At 63.5% G+C, this 25,567-nt stretch carries 24 protein-coding genes; 8 read left to right on the top strand and 16 right to left on the bottom strand.

Annotated elements, in window-relative coordinates:
- Positions 1-2: 2 nt before the first annotated feature.
- Positions 3-1,205 carry a pyridoxal phosphate-dependent aminotransferase gene (locus AC1RQ9_RS03250; protein ID WP_485985524.1) on the bottom strand — a complete coding sequence of 401 codons (1,203 nt, stop codon included), beginning with the start codon at positions 1,203-1,205 and terminating at the stop codon, positions 3-5.
- Between the two features lie 63 nt (positions 1,206-1,268).
- Entirely contained in the window at positions 1,269-2,147 is an 879-nt protein-coding gene (gluQRS, locus tag AC1RQ9_RS03245; protein ID WP_485985523.1) for a tRNA glutamyl-Q(34) synthetase GluQRS, read from the bottom strand.
- A 220-nt stretch (positions 2,148-2,367) separates the two neighbouring features.
- On the opposite strand from gluQRS, the gene AC1RQ9_RS03240 reads away from it, so the two are divergent.
- Positions 2,368-2,928, top strand: a complete 561-nt coding sequence (locus AC1RQ9_RS03240; protein WP_193732420.1) for an HNH endonuclease — start codon at positions 2,368-2,370, stop codon at positions 2,926-2,928.
- A gap of 28 nt (positions 2,929-2,956) precedes the next feature.
- Here the strand turns inward: AC1RQ9_RS03240 and AC1RQ9_RS03235 are convergent, their stop codons facing one another.
- Positions 2,957-3,271: a hypothetical protein gene (locus tag AC1RQ9_RS03235; RefSeq protein ID WP_193732421.1), complete on the bottom strand. Its 315-nt coding sequence runs from the start codon at positions 3,269-3,271 to the stop codon at positions 2,957-2,959.
- A gap of 386 nt (positions 3,272-3,657) precedes the next feature.
- On the opposite strand from AC1RQ9_RS03235, the gene hpnR reads away from it, so the two are divergent.
- Both hpnR and AC1RQ9_RS03225 read left to right on the top strand, forming a co-directional pair.
- Positions 3,658-5,202, top strand: coding sequence for a hopanoid C-3 methylase HpnR (gene hpnR, locus AC1RQ9_RS03230; RefSeq protein WP_485985522.1), 1,545 nt, complete (start codon positions 3,658-3,660; stop codon positions 5,200-5,202).
- A 624-nt stretch (positions 5,203-5,826) separates the two neighbouring features.
- Entirely contained in the window at positions 5,827-6,036 is a 210-nt protein-coding gene (locus tag AC1RQ9_RS03225; protein ID WP_193732423.1) for a heavy-metal-associated domain-containing protein, read from the top strand.
- Positions 6,037-6,189: 153 nt separating this feature from the next.
- Here the strand turns inward: AC1RQ9_RS03225 and AC1RQ9_RS03220 are convergent, their stop codons facing one another.
- The 11 genes from AC1RQ9_RS03220 to AC1RQ9_RS03170 all read right to left on the bottom strand — a co-directional run bounded on the left by AC1RQ9_RS03220 (position 6,190) and on the right by AC1RQ9_RS03170 (position 20,015).
- Positions 6,190-6,633: a SufE family protein gene (locus tag AC1RQ9_RS03220; protein ID WP_193732424.1), complete on the bottom strand. Its 444-nt coding sequence runs from the start codon at positions 6,631-6,633 to the stop codon at positions 6,190-6,192.
- Positions 6,634-6,737: 104 nt separating this feature from the next.
- Positions 6,738-8,051, bottom strand: a complete 1,314-nt coding sequence (gene hslU / locus AC1RQ9_RS03215) for an ATP-dependent protease ATPase subunit HslU (RefSeq protein WP_193732425.1) — start codon at positions 8,049-8,051, stop codon at positions 6,738-6,740.
- A complete protein-coding gene (gene hslV, locus AC1RQ9_RS03210; RefSeq protein WP_110555435.1) occupies positions 8,051-8,644 on the bottom strand; it encodes an ATP-dependent protease subunit HslV in 594 nt (197 codons plus the stop codon). Before hslV ends, hslU begins: the two co-directional genes overlap by 1 nt.
- Before the next feature lie 66 nt (positions 8,645-8,710).
- A complete protein-coding gene (locus tag AC1RQ9_RS03205; protein WP_193732426.1) occupies positions 8,711-10,678 on the bottom strand; it encodes a response regulator in 1,968 nt (655 codons plus the stop codon).
- A 35-nt stretch (positions 10,679-10,713) separates the two neighbouring features.
- Entirely contained in the window at positions 10,714-12,579 is a 1,866-nt protein-coding gene (locus AC1RQ9_RS03200) for a response regulator (RefSeq protein ID WP_485985521.1), read from the bottom strand.
- A 10-nt stretch (positions 12,580-12,589) separates the two neighbouring features.
- Positions 12,590-13,681 carry a chemotaxis-specific protein-glutamate methyltransferase CheB gene (cheB, locus tag AC1RQ9_RS03195; RefSeq protein WP_485985520.1) on the bottom strand — a complete coding sequence of 364 codons (1,092 nt, stop codon included), beginning with the start codon at positions 13,679-13,681 and terminating at the stop codon, positions 12,590-12,592.
- A complete protein-coding gene (locus AC1RQ9_RS03190) occupies positions 13,678-15,801 on the bottom strand; it encodes a hybrid sensor histidine kinase/response regulator (protein WP_485985519.1) in 2,124 nt (707 codons plus the stop codon). Before AC1RQ9_RS03190 ends, cheB begins: the two co-directional genes overlap by 4 nt.
- A 10-nt stretch (positions 15,802-15,811) precedes the next feature.
- A complete protein-coding gene (locus tag AC1RQ9_RS03185; protein ID WP_193732430.1) occupies positions 15,812-17,494 on the bottom strand; it encodes a methyl-accepting chemotaxis protein in 1,683 nt (560 codons plus the stop codon).
- Between the two features lie 6 nt (positions 17,495-17,500).
- Positions 17,501-18,040: a chemotaxis protein CheW gene (locus AC1RQ9_RS03180; protein WP_485985518.1), complete on the bottom strand. Its 540-nt coding sequence runs from the start codon at positions 18,038-18,040 to the stop codon at positions 17,501-17,503.
- Entirely contained in the window at positions 18,037-19,407 is a 1,371-nt protein-coding gene (locus AC1RQ9_RS03175; protein ID WP_485985517.1) for a CheR family methyltransferase, read from the bottom strand. The genes AC1RQ9_RS03180 and AC1RQ9_RS03175 overlap by 4 nt, the downstream gene beginning before the upstream one ends.
- Positions 19,404-20,015, bottom strand: a complete 612-nt coding sequence (locus tag AC1RQ9_RS03170; RefSeq protein ID WP_485985516.1) for a chemotaxis protein CheW — start codon at positions 20,013-20,015, stop codon at positions 19,404-19,406. Before AC1RQ9_RS03170 ends, AC1RQ9_RS03175 begins: the two co-directional genes overlap by 4 nt.
- Positions 20,016-20,150: 135 nt before the next feature.
- On the opposite strand from AC1RQ9_RS03170, the gene AC1RQ9_RS03165 reads away from it, so the two are divergent.
- From AC1RQ9_RS03165 to AC1RQ9_RS03145, 5 genes are all read left to right on the top strand, one after another.
- Entirely contained in the window at positions 20,151-20,558 is a 408-nt protein-coding gene (locus tag AC1RQ9_RS03165) for a hypothetical protein (protein ID WP_193732434.1), read from the top strand.
- A 20-nt stretch (positions 20,559-20,578) separates the two neighbouring features.
- Positions 20,579-21,247, top strand: a complete 669-nt coding sequence (locus AC1RQ9_RS03160; RefSeq protein WP_193732435.1) for a cell division ATP-binding protein FtsE — start codon at positions 20,579-20,581, stop codon at positions 21,245-21,247.
- Positions 21,247-22,173: a cell division protein FtsX gene (locus AC1RQ9_RS03155; protein WP_485985515.1), complete on the top strand. Its 927-nt coding sequence runs from the start codon at positions 21,247-21,249 to the stop codon at positions 22,171-22,173. The genes AC1RQ9_RS03160 and AC1RQ9_RS03155 overlap by 1 nt, the downstream gene beginning before the upstream one ends.
- The gene (locus AC1RQ9_RS03150; RefSeq protein WP_485985514.1) at positions 22,152-22,841 is read left to right on the top strand and encodes a YdcF family protein; all 690 of its coding nucleotides are present in this window, start codon (positions 22,152-22,154) and stop codon (positions 22,839-22,841) included. The genes AC1RQ9_RS03155 and AC1RQ9_RS03150 overlap by 22 nt, the downstream gene beginning before the upstream one ends.
- Positions 22,842-22,918: 77 nt before the next feature.
- Positions 22,919-23,671: a lysophospholipid acyltransferase family protein gene (locus AC1RQ9_RS03145; protein ID WP_485985613.1), complete on the top strand. Its 753-nt coding sequence runs from the start codon at positions 22,919-22,921 to the stop codon at positions 23,669-23,671.
- A gap of 131 nt (positions 23,672-23,802) precedes the next feature.
- Here the strand turns inward: AC1RQ9_RS03145 and phaR are convergent, their stop codons facing one another.
- Complete coding sequence (gene phaR / locus AC1RQ9_RS03140) at positions 23,803-24,432, bottom strand: polyhydroxyalkanoate synthesis repressor PhaR (protein WP_485985513.1); 630 nt, start codon at positions 24,430-24,432, stop codon at positions 23,803-23,805.
- A 381-nt stretch (positions 24,433-24,813) separates the two neighbouring features.
- Positions 24,814-25,545: a hydroxyacylglutathione hydrolase gene (gene gloB, locus AC1RQ9_RS03135; protein WP_485985512.1), complete on the bottom strand. Its 732-nt coding sequence runs from the start codon at positions 25,543-25,545 to the stop codon at positions 24,814-24,816.
- Positions 25,546-25,567 lie beyond the last annotated feature (22 nt).

The raw sequence follows: 25,567 nt of genomic DNA, 5'->3' as shown, positions 1-25,567 counted from the left end.
CCTTACCGCAGCCCGGCACAGAAACGCTGGATGCGCAGGCAGGCTTCCTTCAGGCTTTCGGTGTCGGTAGCATAGGAAATGCGGAAATGACCGGCAAACATGAATGCGCTGCCATGCACGGCGGCCACACCTTCCTCATCCAGCAATGCGGTAACAAATGCCTCATCCGTGTCGATCAGCGTGCCACCCGCGCTGGTCTTGCCAAGGCAGCCGACCAGTGACGGAAAGACATAGAACGCCCCTTCCGGCACCGGGCAGTGCAGGCCCGCAGCCTCGTTCAGCATGTTCACGACCAGGTCACGCCGCGCCTGATAGGTGCTGACCATGGTGCCGATGAAGTCCTGCGGGCCGGTCAGGGCTTCTACCGCCGCCGCCTGGCTGATCGAACACGGGCCGGATGTGGACTGGCTCTGCAGTTTGTTCATCGCGCGCGTCATCTGCACCGGGGCTGCGGAATAACCGATACGCCAGCCGGTCATGGCATAGGCTTTCGACACGCCGTTCATGGTCACCGTACGGTCGCGCAGGCGGGGTTCCACCTCCACCACCGTCGGTGCGCGAAAGCCGTCATAGACCAGCTTGTTGTAGATATCGTCCGTCAGGATCCACACGTTGGGATGACGCAGCAGCACGTCACACAGGCCACGCATTTCCGCAGCGGAATAAGCGGCGCCCGTCGGATTGTTGGGGGAATTGAGCAGCAGCCAGCGCGTGCGCGGGGTAATCGCGGCCTCCAGATCGGCGGGCTGCAGCTTGAAGCCGTTTTCCGCGCTGCACGGCACGATGACCGGCGTGCCTTCGGCCAGCGAGACGATATCGGGATACGACACCCAGCACGGTGCGGGGATGATGGCCTCATCCCCCGGATTGATGGTCGCGACCATGGCGTTATAGATGATCTGCTTGCCACCGTTGGAGACGATCACCTCGTCCCACGTATAATCCAGGCCGCTATCGGCACGGAACCGTTCGGCAATCGCGCGGCGCAGGGCGGGCGTGCCCGCGACATCGGTGTATTTGGTCTCACCCGCCGCGATAGCCTGCATGGCCGCCTTCTTGATCGTGTCCGGGGTGTCGAAATCCGGCTCACCGGCGGAAAGGCTGATAATGTCCTTTCCCGCCGCCTTGAGTGCACGCGCCTTGGTTGAGATGGCGATCGTCTGGCTGGGGCTGATCCGGTCCAGCCGGGCGGCGGTAAGATCCATGATGTCAAGATCCATCAACAGTGAAAGACAGACCGGCACGCAGCCGGGCAACGGGCGCGTAGCCTAATGCGAACGCGCAGCGGTGGAAACAGCAGATATGTGATCAGGCCGCCCTGCAGCAGCGCATACCTGTTGTGGTGTCATACCCGCCGCGCGCATGGCACGGATGGATACCGCGCCATCCCGCTTGGCCAGCCGCCGGCCCGTGTCATCGCACAACAGGGGATGGTGGCTGTAACATGGTGCGGGCCAGCCCATGACATGCTGCAGCAGGCGGTGCAGCGCGGTGGCGGCCATAAGATCCTCGCCCCTTGTCACCAGGTTTACGCCCTGCAACGCATCATCATGCGTGACACACAGGTGATAGGACGCGGGCACATCCCTGCGCGCCAGCACCACGTCGCCAAACAGTTGCGGCTGGCATGCGCGCGGGCCGTGGCCAAGTTCATGCCATGTCAGTTCCCGCGCCCCGGGCAACCGCATGGCTGCCGCCATGTCCAGCCGCAGCGCATGGGGCTTGCCCGCCGTAAGCCACTCCGCCCGCAGCGCGGGGTCCATATGCCGACACGTGCCGGGATAGACCAGCGTGCCATCGGGGGCGTGATGGGGGGCGCTGGCGGCTTCGGCAATGTCGCGCCGGGTGCAGAAACACGGATACAGCAGGCCACGCGCCTGCAGGTTGTCCAGCACGCGGCGGTAGTCGGGCATGTGCTGCGATTGCCTGCGTACCGGCTGTGGCCATGACAGGCCAAGCCAGGCCAGGTCCGCGTACAGGTCGGCAATGAATTCGGGACGGCAGCGGACCGTGTCGATGTCTTCCACGCGCAGAAGGAAGGTCCCGCCCGACTCCGCAGCCAGCCGCCAGCCCCGCAGGGCTGATGCGACATGACCAAGGTGCAGGCGCCCCGTGGGGCTGGGGGCAAACCGGGTCGTGAATGCCATTATCGAATTAAAACAGCATGATACCTGAAAACACCGTCATTTTCCTGTCTTCCTCCGTTCATGAAGGGCGTCCACAGGCCCCATGGCCATGGCTTGCCACGCCATGCGGGGTCTGCAATAGATTCCTGCAGTTATCTGACGACGACGCACAACGCAGGCGTTCGCTTCGCTACAGGATACGCCCAAGCATTGTGCGCGGCATTCGGAAAGGAATGCGTCCGTGCCCTGTGACAGTCAATACCTGCCCGCGCTGGTCCTGAACGCCGATTTCAGGCCGCTTTCCTACTTCCCGCTTTCGCTATGGTCATGGCAGGACGCCATCCGCGCCGTCTGGCTGGACCGCGTATCGGTGCTGAGCGAATATGACACCGTCGTGCGTTCCCCCACCCACAGCCTGCGCCTGCCCAGCGTCATCGCGCTGAAGGACTATATCCCTTCCGCCCGCAAGCCTGCCTTCACCCGCTTCAACGTCTTCCTGCGGGACAATTTTTCCTGCCAGTACTGCAATACCCGCTTCCCGACACAGGAACTGACATTCGACCATGTCATCCCGCGCAGCAAGGGCGGCCGCACAAGCTGGGAAAACGTGGTAACGGCATGCAGTCCGTGCAACCTGATCAAGGGATCGTACATGCCCCACCAGATCCGCATGTATCCCGACCACACGCCCACACGCCCCACCAGCCGCAGGCTACAGGAAAACGGCCGCGCCTTTCCGCCCAACTACCTGCATGAAAGCTGGCGTGATTATCTGTACTGGGACACCGAACTGGAAAACTGAAACGGACCGGGGCGCAGGCCCCGACACGTTATTTTGTATAGCTGTAACCGTATTCGTCCGCCATCTTCTGCAGATCGGGCGCGCCGCGCAGTTTTAGCGGCAGCGGCTCGGCATGCTTGTGGTTCTTGCTGAAGACGAAGTTATGGTCGCTCATCCGCTGGCAGGTATTCGCCGCGATGGGAAAGCTGAGCTGCATGGTGGTGCCCATCTGTTCACGCAGGCACTTCACATCACTTTCGAAGGGCTTGCGCCCGATTTCAGCGGTACAGCCGCATACCAGAACCAGCCCACATGCCAGCAGCCCGAGGCGGGCGGACATTCTTTCCACGATTTTCAGCTTCATTTCGACCCCGTCGCTTAAGCGGTGCCGACACTGCCACGAAAGTGCTGGTTGCGATAGGGGACATGAAAGCCATCCACGTCCTGCCCCGTTGGCAGTGCATAGGTCCCCTACCACCAAAGCCGGGCATGAAAGAAAAACATACCAGCCCATGAAATACAGCACAGGACCTGCTGGCATTAACTGAATGCATAGGTGATATTACCGTGAACTGGATGACAGATCACGGTTATATTGCCACCCTCAGTCATTATTCTTATTTTTTCTAAATCGTGCCTGATATATAAAAAATACAAATACGACGCTGGTCCGGCTGTAAATTTGTTATCGGATTGCGTATGCACTGGCGTGCTGTGACACCGTCCCCATCGATGCCCTGAGGTAAAAGAATGAGATTACTGGCCGTTCATCCAAGCTCGCTCATGTACACGAAGGTCTTCCTGCGTCTTGAACCGCTGGGGCTTGAACTGGTTGCCGGTGCCGCGCGCAACAAGGGACATGATGTGGAAATCATCGACCTGCAGGTCGAGAAGCATCCCGATTACTGGGAACGCATCGAGCGATTCCGCCCGCATGCCATCTGCTTTTCCGGCAACTACCTGGCCAATGTCCCCGAGATCATTGACCTGTGCAAGGAAACGCGCCGGCGCCTGCCCAACGTGTTCCTGTTCATTGGCGGGCACTCGATCTCGTTCATCGCGCGTGACGTACTGGCACTGTCCGACGGGGCCATCAACTGCGTGCTGAAGGGTGAGGGCGACGCCACCGTCGGCCTGCTGCTTGAAGCATGGGAACAGGGCAAGGACCTGCTGAGCGTGCCCGGCGTCGTTACCATGGATGGTGATGGGCCGCCGCCGATCTTCATCGAATCCCTCGATGAGGTCCGTCCCGCGCGTGACCTGCTGCAACACCGCCGCAAGTACTTCATCGGCACGCTGGACCCGGCGGCATCGATCGAATTTGCCCGTGGCTGCCCGTGGGACTGCACGTTCTGCAGCGCATGGACCTTCTACGGCCGGTCCTACCGCACCGCCAGCGCCAAGGTGATTGGCGAGGAACTGCAGGAAATCAAGGAACCCGGCATTTTCATCGTCGATGACGTGGCCTTCGTCCATGCCGAACACGGCCTTGCCATCGCCGATGAGATCAAGCGCCGCAACATCCAGAAGGAATACTACCTCGAGACCCGCGCCGACGTGCTGATGCGCAACAAGGAAGTGTTCGCAGTCTGGAAGGAAATCGGCCTGAGCTACATCTTCATCGGGCTGGAAGCGGTCGATGCGGAAGGGCTGAAGCGGTTCCGCAAGCGCGTGTCGATGGACCGCAATTTCGAGGCGCTGGAATACGCCCGCTCGCTGGACCTGATCGTCGCCATCAACCTGATCGCCGACCCGTCATGGGATCGCGAACGCTTTGAGGTGATCCGCCAGTGGTGCCTGGAAATCCCGGACATCGTGAACATTTCCGTCACCACCCCCTACCCCGGCACGGAAATCTGGGAAAGCGAGTCCCGCAAGCTGACCACGCGCGACTATCGCCTGTTTGACATCCAGCACGCGGTCATGCCCACCACGCTGCCGCTGCGTGAGTTCTATGAAGAACTGGTCAAGACCCAGCAGATCCTGAACAACAAGCATCTGGGCTGGAGCGCGATCAAGGACACGCTGGGCATCGCCCTGCGTCTTGCGCTGCGTGGACAGACCAACTTCCTGACCATGATCTGGAAGTTCAACTCGGTCTTCAATCCCGACCTGCAGATGGCCGACCATGCGCAGAAGCCGGAATACGAAATGCCGCTGAAGCCGGAAGGCACCGATCAGAAAATTGATCGCAAGACGTTGTATGTCCACGGTCCTGCCGGCCGCAAGTCGCGCAAGCTGGATGATGATACGGAAAAGTTTGTGGATGAAACCCGCATGAGCACGGTTGACTGAACAGCCACACCTCACTGCGTTCATGATCCGAAAGGCCGGTTGCTTCAAGCACCGGCCTTTTTTGCATGCCGACACCCACACCGTCCCGGTTACCTGACAGATCCAGACCCCGCCAGGAATGTGCCCCCGCCTGCCCGGCCAGCACTGCCATGACCCCGCGTAATATAATGCCATGGCCCGTTGTCTGTCGTCCCGGCAAGCCATGGAGTAATACGCTGCGGGCACGAATCATGGCCGTTTACGCCCCCAAAATTCGATAGCAATTTTATTACAAACGATAATATCATGAGGCCTGACTGATCCGGTTACAGCCCCTATCCATCAAGATCGTGTGGCAGCACCGATCATGCCCAAGATGCACTTCCGGTTTCATTTTCATGGAATAGGAGACTGCCTGAAAAATCAGCCCGGGAAACATCCGGCAATCATAAGGAAGTTTTTTGGTGAAGCTTTTTGAAAAAAGACGGCACCTGAAAACTTTTATTGTTTTTTATCAACAGGTTGTTTTCAAACAGTCTTTGAGATGAGGTGATGGCGTTAAACGCCCTTATCTGGTGTAATCGCTCCGGTTCTCAACCACAGGCACCCATACAGGCTGCCAGCAGGTGCAAAGGCGATCAGATCATGGAAACAATAACACTGAACATAAGCGGCATGACCTGTGATGGATGCGCATCCAAGGTCGTACACGCGCTGGAAGCCGTGGATGGCGTCTCGATGGTGGAAGTCTCGCTGGAACAGGGCAAGGCCTTCATCACCTATGACGGACGCACCACCAATCCCGACGACTTGTTCGCTGCCGTTGACGATGCGGGCTTTGACGCGGGTTACTGATCCGCATGGGCAGGCCTGATCGCCTGTCTCGTCCCTTCCGGCCCCAAAAGATAAGAAGTTTTTGGTGAAGCTTTTTCCCAAAAAATTTCAAGGAACGCCGCCTTTCTGAAAAAAGGCGGCACCCGGAAACTTTTATTCTTTTTTGCCAACGGTTCAGGCTGGCATGGCGGCGGCAGCCTTGCGTATGGCCTGCGCCATGGCTTCCACCCCATTGCCCCGGTTGGTGGACAGTGCCTGCACCAGACCAAGGTCACGCAGGAATTTGGGGTCCGTATTCAGGATTTCATCCCGGCTGCGCCCCGAATAAACCCGCAGCAGCAGCGCCACCAGTCCCGACACGATGGCCGCATCCGACGCACCAGCCAGATACAGCAGGCCATCACGCGGCTGCACTTCCATCCAGACCTGACTCTGGCATCCCGGCACGCGATGGGCGTCATCCTGCCATTCAGCGGGGAATGGCGGCAGCTTGCGCCCCAGTTCGATGATGTACTGGTACCGCTGCATCCAGTCATCAAACAGGGCCAGTTCCTCACCAATTTCCGCGATGGCATCTGCGGCGGTATCGTCCTCGGGCTTCACAAAGGGGTCGGTCATCATCTTTCCTGTTACGCAAGGCCCTCAATGCTGGGCCGGAAAACGGGACGGAACACAAAAGGCCGCACCCTGTGGCGCGGCCCCCTGCACCGGCGGTTACTGCCCTACAGGATAAAGCGGCTCAGATCACCCTTGCGGGCCAGGGGTGCAACCCGGTTCTGCACATCTTCCGCCGTAATCACCACATCTTCCCCGCTCCGGTCGGCAGCGGTGAAGGACACGTCTTCCAGAAGGCGCTCCAGCACGGTGGCCAGACGCCGCGCACCGATATTCTCGACACGTTCATTGATGTCAGCCGCCAGTTCCGCCAGCGCATCAATCGCGCCATCGGTAAAGGACAGCGTGACCTTTTCCGTGCCCAGCAGGGCGACGTACTGCTGCAGCAGCGAATGTTCCGGCTCGGTCAGGATCCGCCGCAGGTCCTCACGCGTCAGCGACGCCAGCTCCACGCGGATGGGTAGCCGCCCCTGCAGTTCGGGCAGCAGGTCGGACGGCTTGGCGATATGGAACGCACCGGATGCGATGAACAGGATATGGTCCGTACGCACGGGGCCGTATTTGGTGGAAACCGTCGTCCCCTCGATCAGGGGCAGCAGGTCGCGCTGCACCCCTTCACGCGAAACATCGCCACCACGCGATCCCCCTTCGGATGCACGGGCACAGACCTTGTCGATTTCATCAAGGAAAACGATGCCATGATCCTGCGCATGCGCCACGGCTTCACGCGTCAGGGTTTCGGTATCCAGCATCTTGTCCGCTTCCTGCCGGATCAGGGCGGCGCGGGCGGCAGCCACCGTCATGCGCTTCTGCTGCGGCATGCGGTTCATGAAACCCTTCATCATGTCGGAGAAGTTGATGACCGCGCCGGGCGTCATGTTCGGCATGTCGGACGGTGACGGACTGCCCCCTTCGGCAATCGAGATCTCGACTTCCTTGTTTTCCAGTTCACCCGCGCGCAGCATCCGGCGGAACTTGTTGCGCGTCTCGGATGAGGCCCCTTCCCCCACCAGCGCGTCAAGCAGGATGTCCTCGGCAGCCTGTTCGGCGTTCTTTTCAACGTCCTTGCGGCGCAGGTCGCGCAACATGTTGATCGAGGACTCGACCAGATCACGCACGATGCTTTCCACGTCGCGGCCGACATAGCCGACTTCGGTGAATTTCGTGGCCTCGACCTTCAGGAAAGGCGCCTGCGCCAGCTTGGCCAGACGGCGCGCGATTTCGGTCTTGCCGCAACCCGTCGGCCCGATCATCAGGATGTTCTTGGGCACGACCTCGTCACGCATCGCATCCGTCAGCTGCGCGCGCCGCCAGCGGTTGCGCAGCGCGATGGCCACGGCACGCTTCGCATCGGACTGCCCGATGATGTAGCGATCCAGTTCGGCCACGATTTCACGCGGGGAATGATTGGGGATTTCCATTACGCCGCTCCGTCCTGCGCATCCGCACCCAGTGTTTCCACAATGACGGAATGGTTGGTGTAAACACAGATGTCACCGGCGATCTTCATTGACCGCCGTGCGATATCGACTGCCGACAATCCCTCGATCCCCAGCAGCGCGCGCGCGGCCGACAGCGCGTAATTGCCGCCCGAACCAATGGCGATGATGCCGTCCTCGGGTTCCAGCACGTCGCCATTGCCGGTCAGGGTGAAGGAGCGTTCGGCATCCGCCACCGCCATCATCGCCTCCAGCCGGCGCAGGTAGCGATCCGTGCGCCAGTCCTTCGCCAGTTCCACGCAGGCGCGTTCAAGCTGGTTGGGGTAACGTTCCAGCTTGTTTTCCAGCCGTTCCAGCAGGGTGAAGGCATCTGCCGTGGCGCCTGCAAACCCGGCAAGGATCTGCCCGGTGGGGCCGATGCGGCGCACCTTGCGGGCGTTGCCCTTGATCACGGTGGCGCCCAGCGTCACCTGCCCATCGCCCGCCATGGCAACCTGGCCATCACGCCGGACACATAAGATGGTTGTTCCATGCCACCCAACAGGGTCATGGGGAGATGAATGATATTCTTGCATATCAATAGAAATAAAACGTTCTCACGCCAGCACAAGGGGCAAGACCACCCGGACAGTACGGCGCCCCTATGCCTCCTGCGGGGCGCGGTTCATGATCCGGTCGATATGGGCGGCCAGATCGGCACGGGTAAAAGGCTTGTGCATGACATTGGCGCTGCCCGCCGGCAGGGCGCCGGCATTGGCGTAACCGGTCAGGTACAGCACCCGCAGGCCGGGACGCAGCGCCTGCAGGTGGTGCGCCGTCTCCAGCCCGCCCATGCCCGGCATCATCACGTCCATGATGACAAGGTCGATCGGCCCCGGCCCCTGTTCCATCGCCTTTACCGCGGCGGCGCCGCTGGCGTATTCGTGCACCTCATGCCCACGCGCGCGCAGGAAGCCCGCCGTCACTGCGCGCACGCCCGGTTCATCATCCACCACCATGACATGCAGCGCGCGCTGGCCTGTCCCCTCCGCCGAAGTCGTGGCCAGGGCGGCAACCGGGGCGTCCATGGCATTGCCGCCGCCCTGCACCGGCAGGCACAGGTCAACGCGCGTGCCCTCGTCCGGCCTGCTGCGCACCTGCACCTCGCCGCCCACGTGACGGATGAAGCCATAGATCATGGACAGGCCCAGCCCGGTTCCGCGCCCGACATCCTTGGTGGTGAAAAAGGGTTCGAACACACGGGCCAGCGTCTCGGGCGACATGCCGACACCCTGATCGGTTACCGAAACCATGACGTATTCACCGGGCACGAGGTTCGTGCCCGCCACGATTTCCTTCACCTGCTTCAGCGCCGTCGAAACCTTTATCAGCCCGCCTTCGGGCATGGCGTCGACAGCGTTGATGCACAGGTTGAGCACCGCCAGTTCCAGTTGTCCCGCATCGGTGCAGACCGGCGGCAGCATGCCATCCGACGCCGCCGTATCCACCACGATGGCGCACGGCGCGCCGCCGCTTTTCCCCTGCCGTGACACCACCGTCTGCGCCAGCAGGTCGTTCATGCCATGCAAAAGGGCGTTCACATCCACCGGCTCAAGGCTGAGGTCGCGCGGACGGCTGAAATTGAGCAGCCTGCGCGTCAATGATGCACCCCGCTGTGCGGCGGCGGACGCATTATCCAGCAGGCGCGCCATCGGCCCCGTTTCCGGCCCCATGTCGCGCACCAGTTCCAGCGAGCCAAGGACGGCGGTCAGCAGGTTGTTGAAATCATGCGCGATGCCACCGGCCAGCGTGCCCAGCGCCTGCATCTTTTCCGCCTGCCTCAGGCGGGCCGCCATTTCCTGCTGGCGGGTGATGTCCCGGTTGATGACAACGGAACAGGCCGACCCGTCCCCCAGCGCGCCCAGCACGACGCGCGTGATCTCACGCCACCGCCCCTGCACACCGCCACGGATATGGGCGGGCAGTTCAACGGTTTCCTCGTCCCGCCCCTCGGCGTGCAGGCGTTCATGCGCCGCACGGATCAGGGGCAGCAGGTCCGCGTCACACAGTTCCTCCTCCGTATGGCCAAGGCAGCCTGCGATATCACGACCATAGAAATCAGCGGCCTGCTGGTTGATGCGGATGAATCGACCCTGCGCATCCTTGAACCCCAGCCCCGAACGCAGGTTGTCCAGCAGGCCATGCAGCAGCATGCGCTCGGTGCGCAGTTCACGTTCCAGCCGGTGGTAATCCGCCGCCTGCACGATCATGGCGCGCAGGGCGTCCGGGTCCCATGGCTTGTGCGAATAAAACGAAATCCGTCCCTGGTTCAGCGCCGCCGCCACCGCCCCGATATCGGCATAGCCGGTCAGCAGAATGGCCTGCGCATCGCTGTGCTGGCGCGCGCGCGCCAGCATCACGTCACCGCCCATTTCGGGCATGCGCTGGTCGGATACGATCACGTCCACGTCGTTGCGGGTGGCGAGGATATCCAGCGCCTCGGTGGGGGATGTGGTGGACAGGACGGTAAAGGTATCTTCCAGCAGGTCCGTAAGCGCCACAAGGATCTCGGCTTCGTCATCCACCAGCAGGACAACAGGGCGCGGTTGCGTCGCGGGATTGGTGTTCATTGATCTGCAACTCCCTGCACGAAGGTCAGGATACCTCAGCGCGCTTGTTCGGATAATGGCCGGGATGCGGTTGTCTGTCCGTCATTCCCCGGGCCGGGATTCCATGGCACGGAAATGGTGAAACGCGCCCCGCCCTGCGGCGCGCTGCCAACCGACAGGCTGCCCTGATGGGCCTGCACCACGCTGTAGGCGATCGCCAGCCCCAGCCCGGTTCCCGCCCCGACCGGCTTGGTGGTGAAAAACGGCTCGAAAATACGTTCCTGCACGTCCGGGGCGATGCCGGGGCCGCTGTCGGTAATGACAAAGACATAGCTGTCCCGCCCGTCGCCATTATGCGCAAGGAACGTGTGGATATCGATTTCCCCTTCCGCGATCCCGCCACGGACAGACATATCATCAGGCTGGGCGGCAAGAATTGCATCGGCCGCATTGCTGATAATATTCATGATGACCTGATTGAGCAGCGCCGCCTGACAGTACAGCCGGTCCGGCGCTTCGTACCGGCGCCTGACCACAATGCCGCTGCCCAGCTTCTGTGTCAGCAGCGCCATGACGGTTTCCAGTGCCTCGGGCACGTCGATCAGCTGGAACAGCCCTTCATCCAGGCGCGAGAATTTGCGCAGGTTCAGCACAAGGTTCTGGATCCGCCGCAGCCCCATGTTCATGGACCCCACCCGGTCGCGGCATTTGTTCAGGATCGCGGCGCGATCGTCATGGTCGGGATCGGTGCAGGCGGCTTCCATCCCGATCACACGGTCCAGCCCGCGCGCCACCGTGTCCTTGTGCGCAAGGATGAAGGCCAGCGGGTTGTTGATTTCATGCGCGATGCCCGCCACCAGTTCACCCAGCGACGCCATCTTGGCCGTCTGCACCAGCTTGCCCTGTGTCTCGATCAGCTTGCGGTTGGCGTCGGCCAGTTCGCGGTTGGCCTGTTCCAGCGCCTCGGCCAGCGATGCCTTGGACGCGATGGCGGCAGCCTCCGCCCGTGCGCTCTTGACCGCGATCTCACGCGCCTGACGCTCGACCTCGATGCGGCGCACGTCATCCTGCAAAAGCTTGCGGCGCACCAGCACGCGGATGCGCAGCGCCAGAGCCGCAGGCCCCACATCGCGCGAGACAAGGTCGTCTATCCCCGCCTCGAACACGCGGGCCGAAAACTCCTTCGCATCGGGCCGGGGCGCACCATCCACCCCCAGGATACGCGGCGGCACGTTGCCCGACAGCAGGTCCTCCTGCCGCCATTCATCAAGTTTGCGGCACACCCCCAGCCCGTCGAATTCCCGGCAGGCCAGATCGATCACCACGCAGTCGGGCACATGGTCGGGATCATGCAGCAGCGATGGCCTGAGCCGGGACGGGTCCGGGCACAGGGTGACGATATGCCCGTCACGCCGCAACTGGTCGATCAGTTCGGGCACCGCGCGCCGGTGGGCGGGTTCGGGGGCGATGACCATGATCCGCGCGCGGCGGAACACGCGCTGCGGCAGGAGGGATGGCGCATGCGCCGCATGTTCACGCAGCAGCGCGCGGATACGGAAAACGATCAGTGCGGGATCGGATGATTTGGGGATATAGGCATCCGCCCCGCTTTCCAGCCCCTCGCGCTCCAACCCCGGTTCGATTCCTTCCGTCAGGATCAGGACGGGAATGGTGCGCGTGACCGCGTTCATGCGCAGCTGGCGGGCCAGCTGCCCGCCATTCATGCCCGGCAGGTGGTAATCGGCAATCACCAGCCCCGGCAGACGTTCATCAAGGGTATCGAGTGCTTCTTCCCCGCTGGCCACGCGGTGGACGTGAAAGCCGTGGCCTTCCAGCATGCGGCGGATACGCAGGGCCTGCGTGTCCGAATCCTCCACCAGCAGCAGGGTGTCGGCATGGTCCTGTTGGTCAGTCAGCGGCATCGGTGCGTCATCATCCTGCCAGGGGGTCTTCGGAAGGGATCTGGCCACCTGCCACGATCCGGAGAATATGCGGGGTGATTTCATGCACTGGTAGGCTTATGCACGCAGCCCCCGCGCGTTCGGCGGCGCCGGGCATGCCATGGATGACGGCGGTGCTGCGATCTTCGACAATGGTATAGCCACCGGCACCACGGATACGGCCCAGCCCCTCCACGCCGTCTTCACCCATGCCGGTCAGCAGCACGCCAAGGCTGTCCGCGCCAAACACGCGGGCCACGGAAGAAAACAGCACGTCGGCCGATGGCCGCTGCCCCTGCACCAGTGCATCATCATGCAGCAGCACATCGCCGCGCGGGCCGACCGTCATGTGCCGGTTGCCCGGCGCCACCAGCACCCGGCCGCGTTCCAGCGGCATGCCGTGCTGCGCCAGCATGACCGGCAGGGCCACATGCTGGTCCAGCCAGGCCGCGAACCCTTCCATGAACGACTGGCCCATATGCTGCACCAGCACCACCGGCAGCGCGAAATCCGCCGGCAGGTCATTCAGCACGCGGGCAAAGGCCGTAGGCCCCCCGGTGGATGCCGCAAGGGCAAGGATGCGCGGGCGGATTTCCAGCGGGCGCGTCCACATGCCCTTGTGCCGGAAGGGTTCGGCCTGCATTAGGCGGCGGCGGATCACGGGCACCTGACTCATGATATACAGCTGTGTGGCGATCCCCTGCGCCACGGCCGCACCTGCTGCACCCGACAGGCCCTGCGGCTTCTCGATCACCGACAGCGCCCCCGATCGCAGGGCATTCATGGAAACCTGCGTCGCCTGCGCGCCGACAGTGTCACTGACGATCACGATGGGGGTTGGAAAATGCGCCATGATCTGCCGGGTCGCTTCCAGCCCGTCCATGCCGGGCAGGCAGATATCCATGGAAATCACATCGGGGCGCAGGCGCGGGACAAGGCGCAGCGCCTCCTCCGCCGTTTCCACGGCCTCCACCAGTTCCAGACGCGGGTCGCCCGCCACCACGCGCATCAGCAGGTGGCGCAGCACCGCCGAATCCTCCACGATCAGCACGCGGCGCGGGGCCTGGGGCGTCATATCGTTCACAACAGCCCCTTTATGGTATCGATCAGTTCACCCTGATCGAATTTCTGTTTGGTCAGGTAGGCGCGCGCGCCCCCTTCCATGCCCCGGCGCACGTCATCCCCCTCGTCACGCGATGTCATCAGCACAACCGGTATGCCCGACAGATGGGGGTCGGCCCGCATGGCCGCCAACAGGGCGAAGCCATCCATGCGCGGCATTTCAACATCCGTCACCACAACATCCACATGCCGCGAGGACTGCTGGAGCATCGCCAGCGCTTCCTCCCCATCCACCGCAAGGCAGACATCGTAACCATGGGACTGCAATATGGTTTTCTGCAGTGTCCGGGTCGTGATCGAATCATCCACCACCATGACCAGCGGCGCATGGCGCACGGGCACCACGGGGGCGGCTTCATCCACGTCACTGAAACAGACGCCGTCGCCATTGCCCCGCAGCCGCCAGCGCGCAAACAGCCGGTCGGGGCTAAGGATGAAAACCGGCTGGTCCTCGCGCTGCCAGGCAATGCCGGGCACCAGTTCACTGTCCAGCCCCACGGCGGTCGCATCCGACACCAGCAGCGTGCGTACATCCACCATGCGTTCCACCGCAAAGCCGCAGCGCACGCCATCCACCTCCATCACCACGACGCTGACCGCGCCATCGCGCACGGGCAGTGGCGCGTTCTCATCTCCCACGAAAGCCCGCAGCGGCACCAGCGGCACCAGGTCCTCGGCCTGTTTCCTGGTCTGGCCGGCCGCAGGATGCGTGCCGTCATGGGGATGCGGCACCACGGCGAAGGGCGCGCCATTGAGCAGCCGGATCTCATCACGCCGCACCCGCAGCAGGTGGCGGATCACGCGTCCGGGCAGGCCAAGCGACTGCCCGGCATTTTCCACCAGCAGCACGGTGCGCTGGCGCTGGGACACCGGCACGGTCAGGGTGACGGTCGTGCCCGCGGGCTGGCGCTGTTCCATGCGCACGGTGCCATGCAGGGCGCGCGCGGCTTCGGCCACCACCGACAGGCCAACCCCGCGCCCGGCCAGCTTATCGGCCTGCCCGCGCGTGGAAAAACCCGGTTCGAACACGCGCGCCAGCAACTGCCGCGCATCCAGCGGCGCATCGGCATGGACCAGCCCCTGCCCCGCAGCCCGCGCGGCGATGGCCTGCAGGTCGGGACCACGCCCGTCATCACTGACCGCAACCTGCAGCCGCACGCCCGTCAGGGTGACGGCGATGGTGATGTTCAGGCGTTCGGACTTGCCTTCCTTCAACCGCTGGGCACGGCTTTCATGCCCGTGCACGATGGCGTTGCGCACAAGATGGACCACCGGGTCGCGCAGGGCCTGCATCACACGGCGTTCGGTCTGGACCTCCATGCCGTACATGTGTACCTCCACCCCCGCATCCGGGCCGCCATGTTCGCGTGCGATGCGCCGGGCCATGGCGGCAAGGGAGCCGAACACGCTTTCGGCGGGCACGAGGGTCACCGCATGGACTTCCTCCCCCAGTCGCAGCAATGCGCGGTCGATCTGCCCGGACATGAGTTCACGCTCGCGCCCCACCGTCATGAGCCTGCGCGTCATGCGCGCGAATTCGGCCACGGGATCGGCGCGCATGCGTTCGGGCGCGTGCATGACCACACGGGATTCATCAAGCAGATCCATCACCTGCGCCCATAGCCGCTCATGCCGTTCGGCCACGGACATAAGGTCATGCACCGCCGAGGCCAGCGCATCGAGCCGTGCGACAGGCACCTGTACATAGGCCGGGTTTTCCATGGCCGTGGTGGCAGGTGCCTCCTCATCCGGCGCATGGACGTCCGCCCCCGCCGGGGCGGCGGTCATCAGCAGGTCCACTTCATCAAGTGTATCGGTAATCGCCTTCAGATCGGCTTCATCCGGCAGGGCACGGGCCGCCTGCAGGGCCGACAAGCGGTTTTCCAGCGCGTGGGCCACCCCTTCGACCACCGGCAGTTCCACCGCCCGCGCCGCCCCCTTGAGCGAGTGGACACGCCGGAAGATTTCCGCCAGCCCCTGCGCATCCGTGCAGCCGGTGGCCACGATACCGCGGATCACACGCAGGTGGTCGCGGTATTCCGCATCGAATACCGCCAGAAGTTCGTCGCGAAGGGTGTCCACGGCCCGGCCGTCAGGTCTGGTAACGGGCGGAAATGGTCAGAAGCTGTTTTGACAGCTTGCCAAGGTTGCTGGCCGAGACCTCCAGATTGCGGGTGCCCGCCGATGTCTGCTGGCTGGCCTGTCGGATGCTCTGCAGCGCGGTCATGACCTGTTCAATGCCGATCTGCTGCTGGTTGGTTGACGCCACGATCTGCTGGAAGGCATGTACGCCTTCCTCGATCCCGCCGGTCATGCGTTCGATAGTGCGGTAGGCAATGTCGGTGCGTTCCTTCCCCGCCGAGACACGCTTGACCGCTTCCTCCGTCAGCATGACGGAGGTGTTGATGCCGCGCTGGATGTCACCAAGGATGGCGCGTACATTCTGCGTCGCATCGCGCGACTGGTCGGCGAGGATCTTCATTTCCGCCGCCACCACGGCAAACGACCGCCCGTGCTCGCCCGCCGCGGCCGCCTCGATCGCGGCATTCAGCGCCAGCAGGTGGGAGCGTTCGGACAGGTCATTGACGGACGCGATGATTTCGCTGATCGCCTCGGTCCGTTCGGACAGGGCCACGATGTTCGACGCCACGGCTTCCGCCCCGTCATGGGTATGGGCCATGGCGCGGGCCGTTTCCTCCACCGCTTCCAGACCGCTTGCGGAACTGTGGACGATCACCTCCGCCGAGGAAATCACCTCACGCGCGCGCTTGCTGATCTGGGCACCCGAATGGGTGATTTCATCCACGGTGGCCGCCGTTTCCTGTACTGCGGCGAACTGTTCCTCCACGCTTGCGGCCTGCTGCTGGGTGGAAGCGCGGATTTCGGCCACGGCGGCGTCAAGGTTCTGCGTGACTTCCCCGCTCTGGCGCGCGATTTCCCGCAGGCCGTCAATCATGCGGTTCAGGCCGGCAGCCAGGCGGGCGACCTCGTCACGGTCCTCGCCCATGCCGCCCACCTTGGCGCGGGTGGCAAGGTCGCCCTGCCCCACGCGTTCCATCACATGCATGATGGACGAAATCGGTTCCATGATCGAACGCCGCGTCCAGAAAGTCACGATCAGGGCCACGACAACTGCCCCCGCCATGCCGATAGCCAGCGAACGGCGGCTGTAATCATATGATGCTGCCCCCTGCGTTTCGGCCACCTGCACCCCGTGATCCAGCAGGGACGCCGCCCGCCCCACCAGCAGGTCTATCGACTGTTCGCGGTTGTCGATACGCGATGCCTGTTCGCGCACGCCCGCGTCATTGCCCGCGCGTATGGCCTGGAACAGCATGGCCGCGCCACGCGTATCCATCTGGAACTGCGCGGAAATATCCCGCAACTGGCTGGCGACGGTATTGAACATCTCGCGCTGGTCGTCGCTGCGGGCCAGCCTGCCCCCTTCCTCCGCGCGCGACAGCACGCCCGCCAGCAGCCTGTCCGCGTCGCGCGCTTTTTCATCCCATCCCGCAATGGCGTCTTCCAGTACGGTGGGGGCGGTTTCGAAATCATGCGCGTAATAATGCGCAAGGATGGCAAGCCTGCGGGCGACAAGGTCGTTTTCATTGGCGCGGATATGCGTCAGTTCACGATAGACCGACAGGTCGCGCGTGACGATGATCGTCATTTCATCACGCACCTCCCGGATCTGTCCCAGCGCGTAGATACCCAGCGATACCATCAGCAGGACACCGACCATGAAGCCGAACAGCAGGCGATTGGCGATTGTCACGGTACTTCACACTCCGACATAACGGGAAGAAAACAGGCGCGCGGGATCAATGACGGTCAGGCTGCGCCCATCGGGCAGGCTGGCCTGTGGAAAGCCCGAAGGCGTCAGCGGCGTGGGCGTGCCCGTGATTTCCACGGTGCCCGCGGCACCACTGGCCAGCAGGGCGATGCGCCCCAGCGGAATGCTGGAAACCGAACGCAGCAGCAGCATCACGCCGGGCGCCTCCAGCGGTGCGCCGCCCAGCAGGACCGAAAGGTCGAATACGGTATACAGGTCAGCCTGATAGCCATGCACGCCGCGCACGCCGGGTGGGCAGTCGGGCCTGCGGGGCATATCACTCCAGACCGGATCGGTCACGCGCAGCACGGCATGCAGGTCCACACCGCAGGCCTGCCCCGCAAGGTCCAGCATGACCAGCAGCCGCCCCGCTGCAGCCCCTGTGTGTTCCTGCCCGCGCGCGGCCATGATCTGCGCGCGTTCGTGCAATACCCGACGGGCGAAGGCATCCCTGCCGGATGGTGGCGTGATGTCGCGGTTTTCCGTCACGATGTCACCTGTGCATGACGGATTGCCGGGGCCTCACTGGCCTGTCGGGCCAGACGCAGCAGGCCCCCCGCCGTCATGCCATCCCCATCGGGCAGCACGGTAGCGGGCGGGCAGCGGCGGGCCAGTTCCATCATCTGCAGGCGCAGCCGGTTTGCCTCCACCCATCCGCCCGCATCTTCCAAAAGGCGGGCAAGGTAGCAGCGCGCCATGACATGGTCGCGGCACAGGTAAATAACCCGGCGGAACGATTCCTCGGCCTGCAGCAGGCTGCCTTCACCCCATGCCAGCACGGCAAACAGGAAATGGATGCGGGTATCCATGGGGTGGCGCAGCAGGTGGTCACGGCACATGCGCATGGCCAGCGGAACCTGCCCCGTATCCGCAATCTGCCGGATTTCGGCAGCGACTGGCGTGCTATCCACGGCGGGCATGGGCACAAGCGCGCGCGTGGGCCTGCGCCGGGACGTATCGCATGCGACGGGCGCATCCGGCACGTCCCCACCTGCCTTTGCGGGCCGGCGAAATGCCAGCGTGCCCGGCAGGCGCACGGTTTCAAGGCTGGGCGCAAAACAGGAAACGGGTTCGGAATGCCCCAGCAGGATCCAGCCCTGGGGCGCAAGCCGGCCCGCCATGGCATGGACCAGTGCCTGTGCCTGTGCCTGCGCGAAATAGATCAGCACGTTGCGGCACAGGATCAGGTCGAATGGCCCCGGCGGCCCGCCATCGGGCCGCAGCAGGTCAAGGACATTGCTGTAACGGAAGCGGACCATGCGGCAATAGCATTCATGCAGCCGCCATATCCGGGGACTGACTGGGGTGAACCACGCGGCACACTGCGCGGGCGCTATGTCACGCAGGGTCCATGCGCTGAATTCGGCCTGGCGCGCCTGTTCCAGGGCGCGGGTACTGATATCGGTGCCCAGGATTTCGATATGCCAGTCAGCGGGATTCATCCCCGCGTCATCCAGCAGGCGCGTCAGCAGGATGGCGATGGAATAGGGTTCGGCCCCGTTGGAACAGCCGACACTCCATATCCGCAGGTGGCGCGTAGCGGCAGCCCGGCGGATCAATTGCGGCAGGATGGTGCGTTCAAGGGCCGCGAACTGTTCGGCATACCGGAAGAAAAACGTCTCCCCTATGGTGATGGCGGATTCAAGTTCCCGCCATTCCCTGTCACCCCGCGCCCCATCGGCCAGCAGGGCAAGATAGTCATGGCAGGTACGAAAGCCATGCAGCGCCATGCGCGCGCCCACCACCTGTTCCAGCAGATCGGCCTTGTCCATGTAGTAATGCAGCCCCGTGCGGCGGGTCACCGCATTGAGCAGGCGCCGCAGGCCCGCGGGGGGAAAGGCTGCCGGTCCCGTCATGAACGTCCTTCCCCATGCCCCTCGTCGGGCATGTCGGGTTGCGGTGTATCGATCGCGGCCCACAGGGTGGCGCGCGCACGGGTACGTTCCATCAGGGTGTCCAGCCGCATGCGTTCATCATCATTGATGATGTCGGTCATGCGCAACATGAATGCAATGCCACCATCTGCAAGTTCCAGTTCCCGCCCGGCGTCCGTCCCCCCTGCCATGTCACCGTCAACCGTGGCAGGGGCAACGGGGGCGGGCTGCCGCGTGACCGCGCACACCGCATCCACCAGCAGGGCCACGCTGCCCCCGCCGGGCAGGTTGCACAGCAGCAGCGGGCAGTACAGCAGGTCAACAGGCTGGCGCACCGCCTGCGTGCGTTCCCCCAGCAGCACGCCAAGGTCGATCACCACCACCATGGCCGCCCCCAGCCGGAACCAGCCCGATACATGCGGCAGCGCCACGGCCACCGGCATGAGTTCGGGCACGGGCATGCATTCCCTGACCACAAGGCCCGCGGGCAGGCCATACTGCCGCGAACCGACGCGAAAGATCATGACGGGCGGCAACGGCGGCCGGCCCGATCCATATCCCTTACCCTGCTGTGGCGTGGCGTTATCCATTAGCGACGGCGCACCTGCTGTTTCCCATATGCACAAGGCAGAAGTTTGCATTTAATACAAGCGGTCGCTACCTCGGTCTGGAATGCGTTTCCAACAATCCGGGGAAGCAGCACCCATGACCGGAGTCTTGTTTTAATGGACAGTCCCTTTTCCAACCAGCAGCATGATCGCACGCTGCCCCCTGCCACCAGTGCTGCGGGCGGGATGAATATGCCGCGTATCGTGCGGCTGGCGGTATGGTCGGTTTTCTACTTCCTGTTCTATCTGGTGCAGCAGGTATCGGAACTGGTCGCCCCACTGGTCCTGATCCTTGGCATCGGGTGGAGCGCGCTGCCCCATATCATCGGGATCGTGAACGGCGCCGTGGGCAACGACCCGCAGACACGCGACATGATCGCGCATGTCACGCATTCCATTCCCGACCATCTGGAGGTGGGATCCCACCTGCTGACCCCGTCCTCGCTGGTCTTTGACGGGCTGCTGCTCATGGCGGCGGCGGCGCTGTGCGCCACGCTGTCCACCATTGCCGCGCGCACCATGTAAAGACAGGCAGGGCCGCCCGCATGTTCCGCCTGCATGATGTCAGTTACGCCCATGGCGGCAACGCCGGGGTGGCCGCGCTGTCACATATCAGCCTTGATGTCCCGCAGGGTGAATTCCGCTGGCTGCTTGGCCCGTCGGGTGCGGGCAAGTCGTCGCTGCTGTCCATCCTGTCGCTGGAAGTGCAGGCCAGTGCCGGGATGGTGGAAATACTGGGCGTGCCGGTCATGCAGGCGCGGCGCAGCAGTCTTGCGCGCCTGCGCCGCCGCATCGGGACGGTGTGGCAGGATTTCCGGCTGCTGCCCGACCTCAGCGTGTTTGACAACGTCGCCCTCCCGCTGCGCCTGCAGCACCGCGCGGAGGACGAGATCGCCCATGAGGTGCACGCCATTATGAAATGGGTCGGGCTGGAAAACCGTCTGGACGCGCGGCCGCTGCAGCTTTCGGGCGGCGAGCAGCAGCGGGTCGCGATCGCGCGCGCGGTGATCTACCGTCCTGCCCTGCTTCTGGCGGATGAACCGACCAACGCGCTGGATGAACGGCAGGCGGGGCGTCTCATGGCCATGTTCCACCGGCTGGCGGAACTGGGCACGACCATCGTGGTGGCCACCCATAACGACGCGATCGTGGAAAAATATCCCGCCCCCGCCATTGAACTGGCGCATGGCCACATGGTGCGGGATTACCGCTGATGGCACGCAGGCGCTATCATGACGGGCTGGCCCTGCATCAGGCCTTGCCGGGGCAGTTCCTGCCCTTCCTCGTCGCGGCCATGTCCTTTCTTGCCGCGCTGGCGCTGGCGGGGGGGATTGCGGCACATGGCCTGTCGCAGCGCTGGACCCATGGCGCGGGGGCGGTCACGACCGTGCAGGTTCCCGGCCCCGATGACCCGGCGGCCGGCACGGGCACACGGATCGCGGCCGTGCAGGACATTCTGGCCCATGCCCCCGGCATCATCACGGCGCACCGTCTAAGTGACGCGGAACTGCGCAGCCTGCTGGCCCCATGGATCGAGCAGACCGGGGACGCGTCCCTGCCCCTGCCCGCCGTGATCGAGGTGCATACGACAGCCGGACAGGACCCGATGCCGCCCCTGCTGCCCCGGCTGGAAGCCATTGCCCCCGGTGTGATGGTTGAACATGACAGTGTATGGAGCGACCGGCTGGCAGCCTTGGCTGCCAGCCTGCAGGCCTGTGCGCTGCTGTCCGTACTGATCGTGATGACGGTGGCGGTGTGCGTGGTCATGGCCGCGACGCGCGCGGGACTGCAGACCCGGCGGCAGGCCATTGCACTGATCCACTCACTGGGGGCGATGGACAGCTATATTTCCGGGCGGTTCGCATCGCGCGTGGGACTGCTGGCGCTGGTGGGGGGGCTTGGGGGCAGTCTTGCGGCATTGCCCATGCTGCTGGCCATGTCGCATCTGGCCGCTCCCTTTGCCGCCGTGACCGATGCGCAGGCCACGGCCCCCATGGACTGGCGCGATCCCGCCGCATGGGCGGACATCGTGCCGCACGCGCTGTTATGGATGCTGCTGGCGCTGCCGCCCGCGGCAGGCATGACGGGCTGGGTCACAACCCAGCTGACCGTGCGGGCATGGCTGCGCCGCCTGCCATGATACGGCTGCCACACGGCAACGGACGACCATCCCCCTTCCGCCGCAGGCTGCTGGCCACGGGCGTACTGGCCACCCTGCTGGCATGGATGGCGGGACTGGCATGGTTTACCCGTGACGCCATGCGCCCCCCCGCGCGGCCGCCGCATGTGGACGGGATCGTGGCACTGACGGGCGGACAGGGCCGGATTGACGAATCCCTGCGCCTGCTGGCGGAAGGCGACGCGGACCGGCTGCTGATTTCCGGCGTGGACCTGCATGCAACGCTGGGCGATTTCCTGCGCCACCAGCCACAGCCCACGCCACTGGCGTTATGGATGCGCACGACACTGGGCCATAGCGCCACATCCACGCTGGGCAATGCAGATGAAACGGCGGCCTGGGTACGGGCCTACCATATCCATAGTCTGGTCGTGGTGACGGCGGGGTACCATATCCGCCGCGCCATGATGGAAATCAGGCGCACGGTGCCCGATGTGCGGCTGTATGGTTATCCGATCCGCTCACCCGCGCTGCAGCACCTGCTGCATCCCGCCACCATGCGGCTTATGGTGACGGAATATGACAAATGGCTGCTGGCCTGCCTTGATATCGCGCGCCTGACGCGGCCACTGCACGGCCTGATCAACCATACCGACACCCGCCCCGGCGCACCGCCCGTCATGGGCTGAATACCGGGCCACCGCTTGTCCTGACGCCGGTTTTCTGGTGTTAGGAACACCCATTCATACTGATGGACCCGTTCGTGATGACAGTACTGCGCGCGTTTGCCTTCAACCTGTATTTCCTGCTGCTGACCATCATCATGGGCATTCTGGCCTTTCCCATCCGGCTGTTCGCACCCGGACGGGCGCTGGCCTATGCCAAGGTATGGACGGGGCTGACCCTGCGGGGGCTGCAACGTATCTGCCGGATTGACATAAAGGTCAGCGGCATGGAGCACCTGCCTGCCGGGCCGTGCCTGCTGGCATGCCAGCACCAGTCCGAATTCGACACCCTGGTCTGGATGAACCTTGTGCCGCGCCCGACCTATGTCATGAAGCGCGAACTGGAGCGCATACCGCTGGTCGGTCCCATGCTGCGGCTGAGCGGCATGATCCCGGTGGACCGGGATGGCAAGGCAAAGGCCCTGCGCGCCCTGCTGGCCGCAACCGACGCGGCGGTGGCCGACGGACGGCAGATCATCATCTTTCCCGAAGGTACGCGCACGGTCCCTGGTGCCCCCATCAGCCTGCAGCCCGGCATTGCCGCCCTTGCCACCCATACCGGGCTGCCGGTCATTCCCGTGGCGACGGATGCGGGGCTGTACTGGAAACCCGGCGGTCTGCTGAAACGTCCGGGCACGATCCATATCGTTGTGGGCGCGCCCCTGCCTGCAGGGCTGCGGCGGGCGCAACTGCTGCCCGCCATCGGTCAGGCGTGGCGGCAACTGTGCACCAGTCACGGGCTGCCGGTGCCTGCGCAGGCAGCCCCGGCTGATCCCGCTCAAAAGACCAATTGATTGATAGATAAAGTTTTTGGCGAAGCTTTTTTCACAAAGATTCGCCAAACGCCGCCGTTTTGAAAAAAGGCGGCACCCAAAAAACTTTTATTGTCTAAGGGAAAGCAGGCTTTCCCATCCGCAAGACAGGCTCAGCGGCTGCCCTTTTCATTCGGTGCTTCTCCATGGCGATCCTGTAGCGCCGCCACCTGCTGGCGCAGGTCCATGATTTCCTGCAGCAGGTTTTCCACCGTCCGGTTACCCACCCGTTCCACGGCATAAAGGGAAGTGAACAGGGACATGGCCTGCCGCACCACCGCAGCGTTTTCCGTCCCCAGCTGTTCCAGTCCATCCGGTGTCGCGGAAGGGGGCTGCCGGTCCATGAATTCGGCCATCATGCGTTCCAGGTAATCGGATACCTCACCCTGCCTGCTATCGCCATAACAGCGGATAAGCTGGCGCAGGAAGGCAACCGGCAGCATGGCGCGCCCTCGGGTTTCCTCTTCCAGCATGACCTGCGCCAGCACGCCACGGGTTATGTCATCACCCGTGCGGGCATCCAGAATAACGAAGGCACGGTCCTGCTTGACCATGTCCATCAGGTTTTCAAGGGTGATATAGGCCGAAAGCTCGGTATCGTACAGCCGCCGATTGGCGTATTTCTTGATGATTACCGGGACAGAAGATACCGACAAATGCCTTCCTTTCGCATGGATCTGGCCCGTAACACCCCGATGGGCCATGACGTCGCCCACCAGATGGCGGCCATCCCGGCCAGACATTGTGCATGCAGGCCAGATATGGAGTTTTACCGGTCGGGTCTCCCCCGGCATGACCCCTTCATACCTACCCCCTGGCCACGTCCAGCCTTGCGGCATGGATCCAGCGCGGGGCCTGCGCCTGTCCCTGCATCCATGACCGCCAGACAGCCAGCATTATGTCATAATATCAGGGGCTGGCCATGAGCCGGATCATTAATTGTGATTGCGGACGGGAAAACAATATCGCCATCCGGTTCCCTTTTCCCATCCACATGGTCGGGCCATGACCGGATGATGGCCATTCCCGCCGCATGCCCCGCCATGAATCCCGCTTTTCGTGCCTGTAAAACGCAGACGTAACCACCCGCGTTTCACAGGTCGCGGCAAACATGACGTAGTATGTCAGAAACTGTCCTTTTCACTGCGCAACCGCGCCAGGGTCGCCACATCCGGCGCGCGCAGGAAGGGATTGGTCAGACATTCCACCGACAGGGGAACCGGCAGCGTGGGCAGCCCCCTGCGTCGCAGGTCGGCCACCTGTGCGGCACGCTTTTTCAGCGCGATGTTGTCCGGGTCGACATGCAGCGCAAAACGGGCATTGGACTGGGTATATTCATGCCCGCAGCAGATCTGTGTGTCATCAGGCAGTGCCCTGATCCGTTGCAGGCTGGCGAACATATCGGCCGGCGTACCCTCGAACAGTCGCCCGCATCCCATGCTGAACAGCGTATCGCCACAGAACAGCGCCGGGCCGTCGGGGAAATAATACGACACCTCCCCCGCCGTGTGCCCCGGTGTTGCGATTACCTGCGCCCGGGACTGCCCCAGGGCCACGACATCCCCGTCGCGCACCGCGATATCAAGGCGGGGCAGCCGGGCGACTTCTGCTGCCGGTCCCACGATCTTCGCGCCATAACGCTGGCGCAGGGCATCAGCCGCCGCGATATGGTCGGCATGGTGATGGGTCAGGAAAATCAGGTCCAGCCTGCCCCCCGCTGCGTCGATGGCGGCAATCAGGGGGGCCTCCTGCGCCGGGTCAACCATGCCGGCCGCCCCTGTTACGCCATCATGCACGAACCAGGCATAATTGTCCGACAGGATGGGAATCGCCTTTATATCGAAATTCTGCGTCATGGCTGTCCTCCATTACTCCGGT

The organism is Komagataeibacter ossonobensis, assembly GCF_057359305.1.
This window is presented reverse-complemented; position numbering and strand designations above follow the sequence as displayed.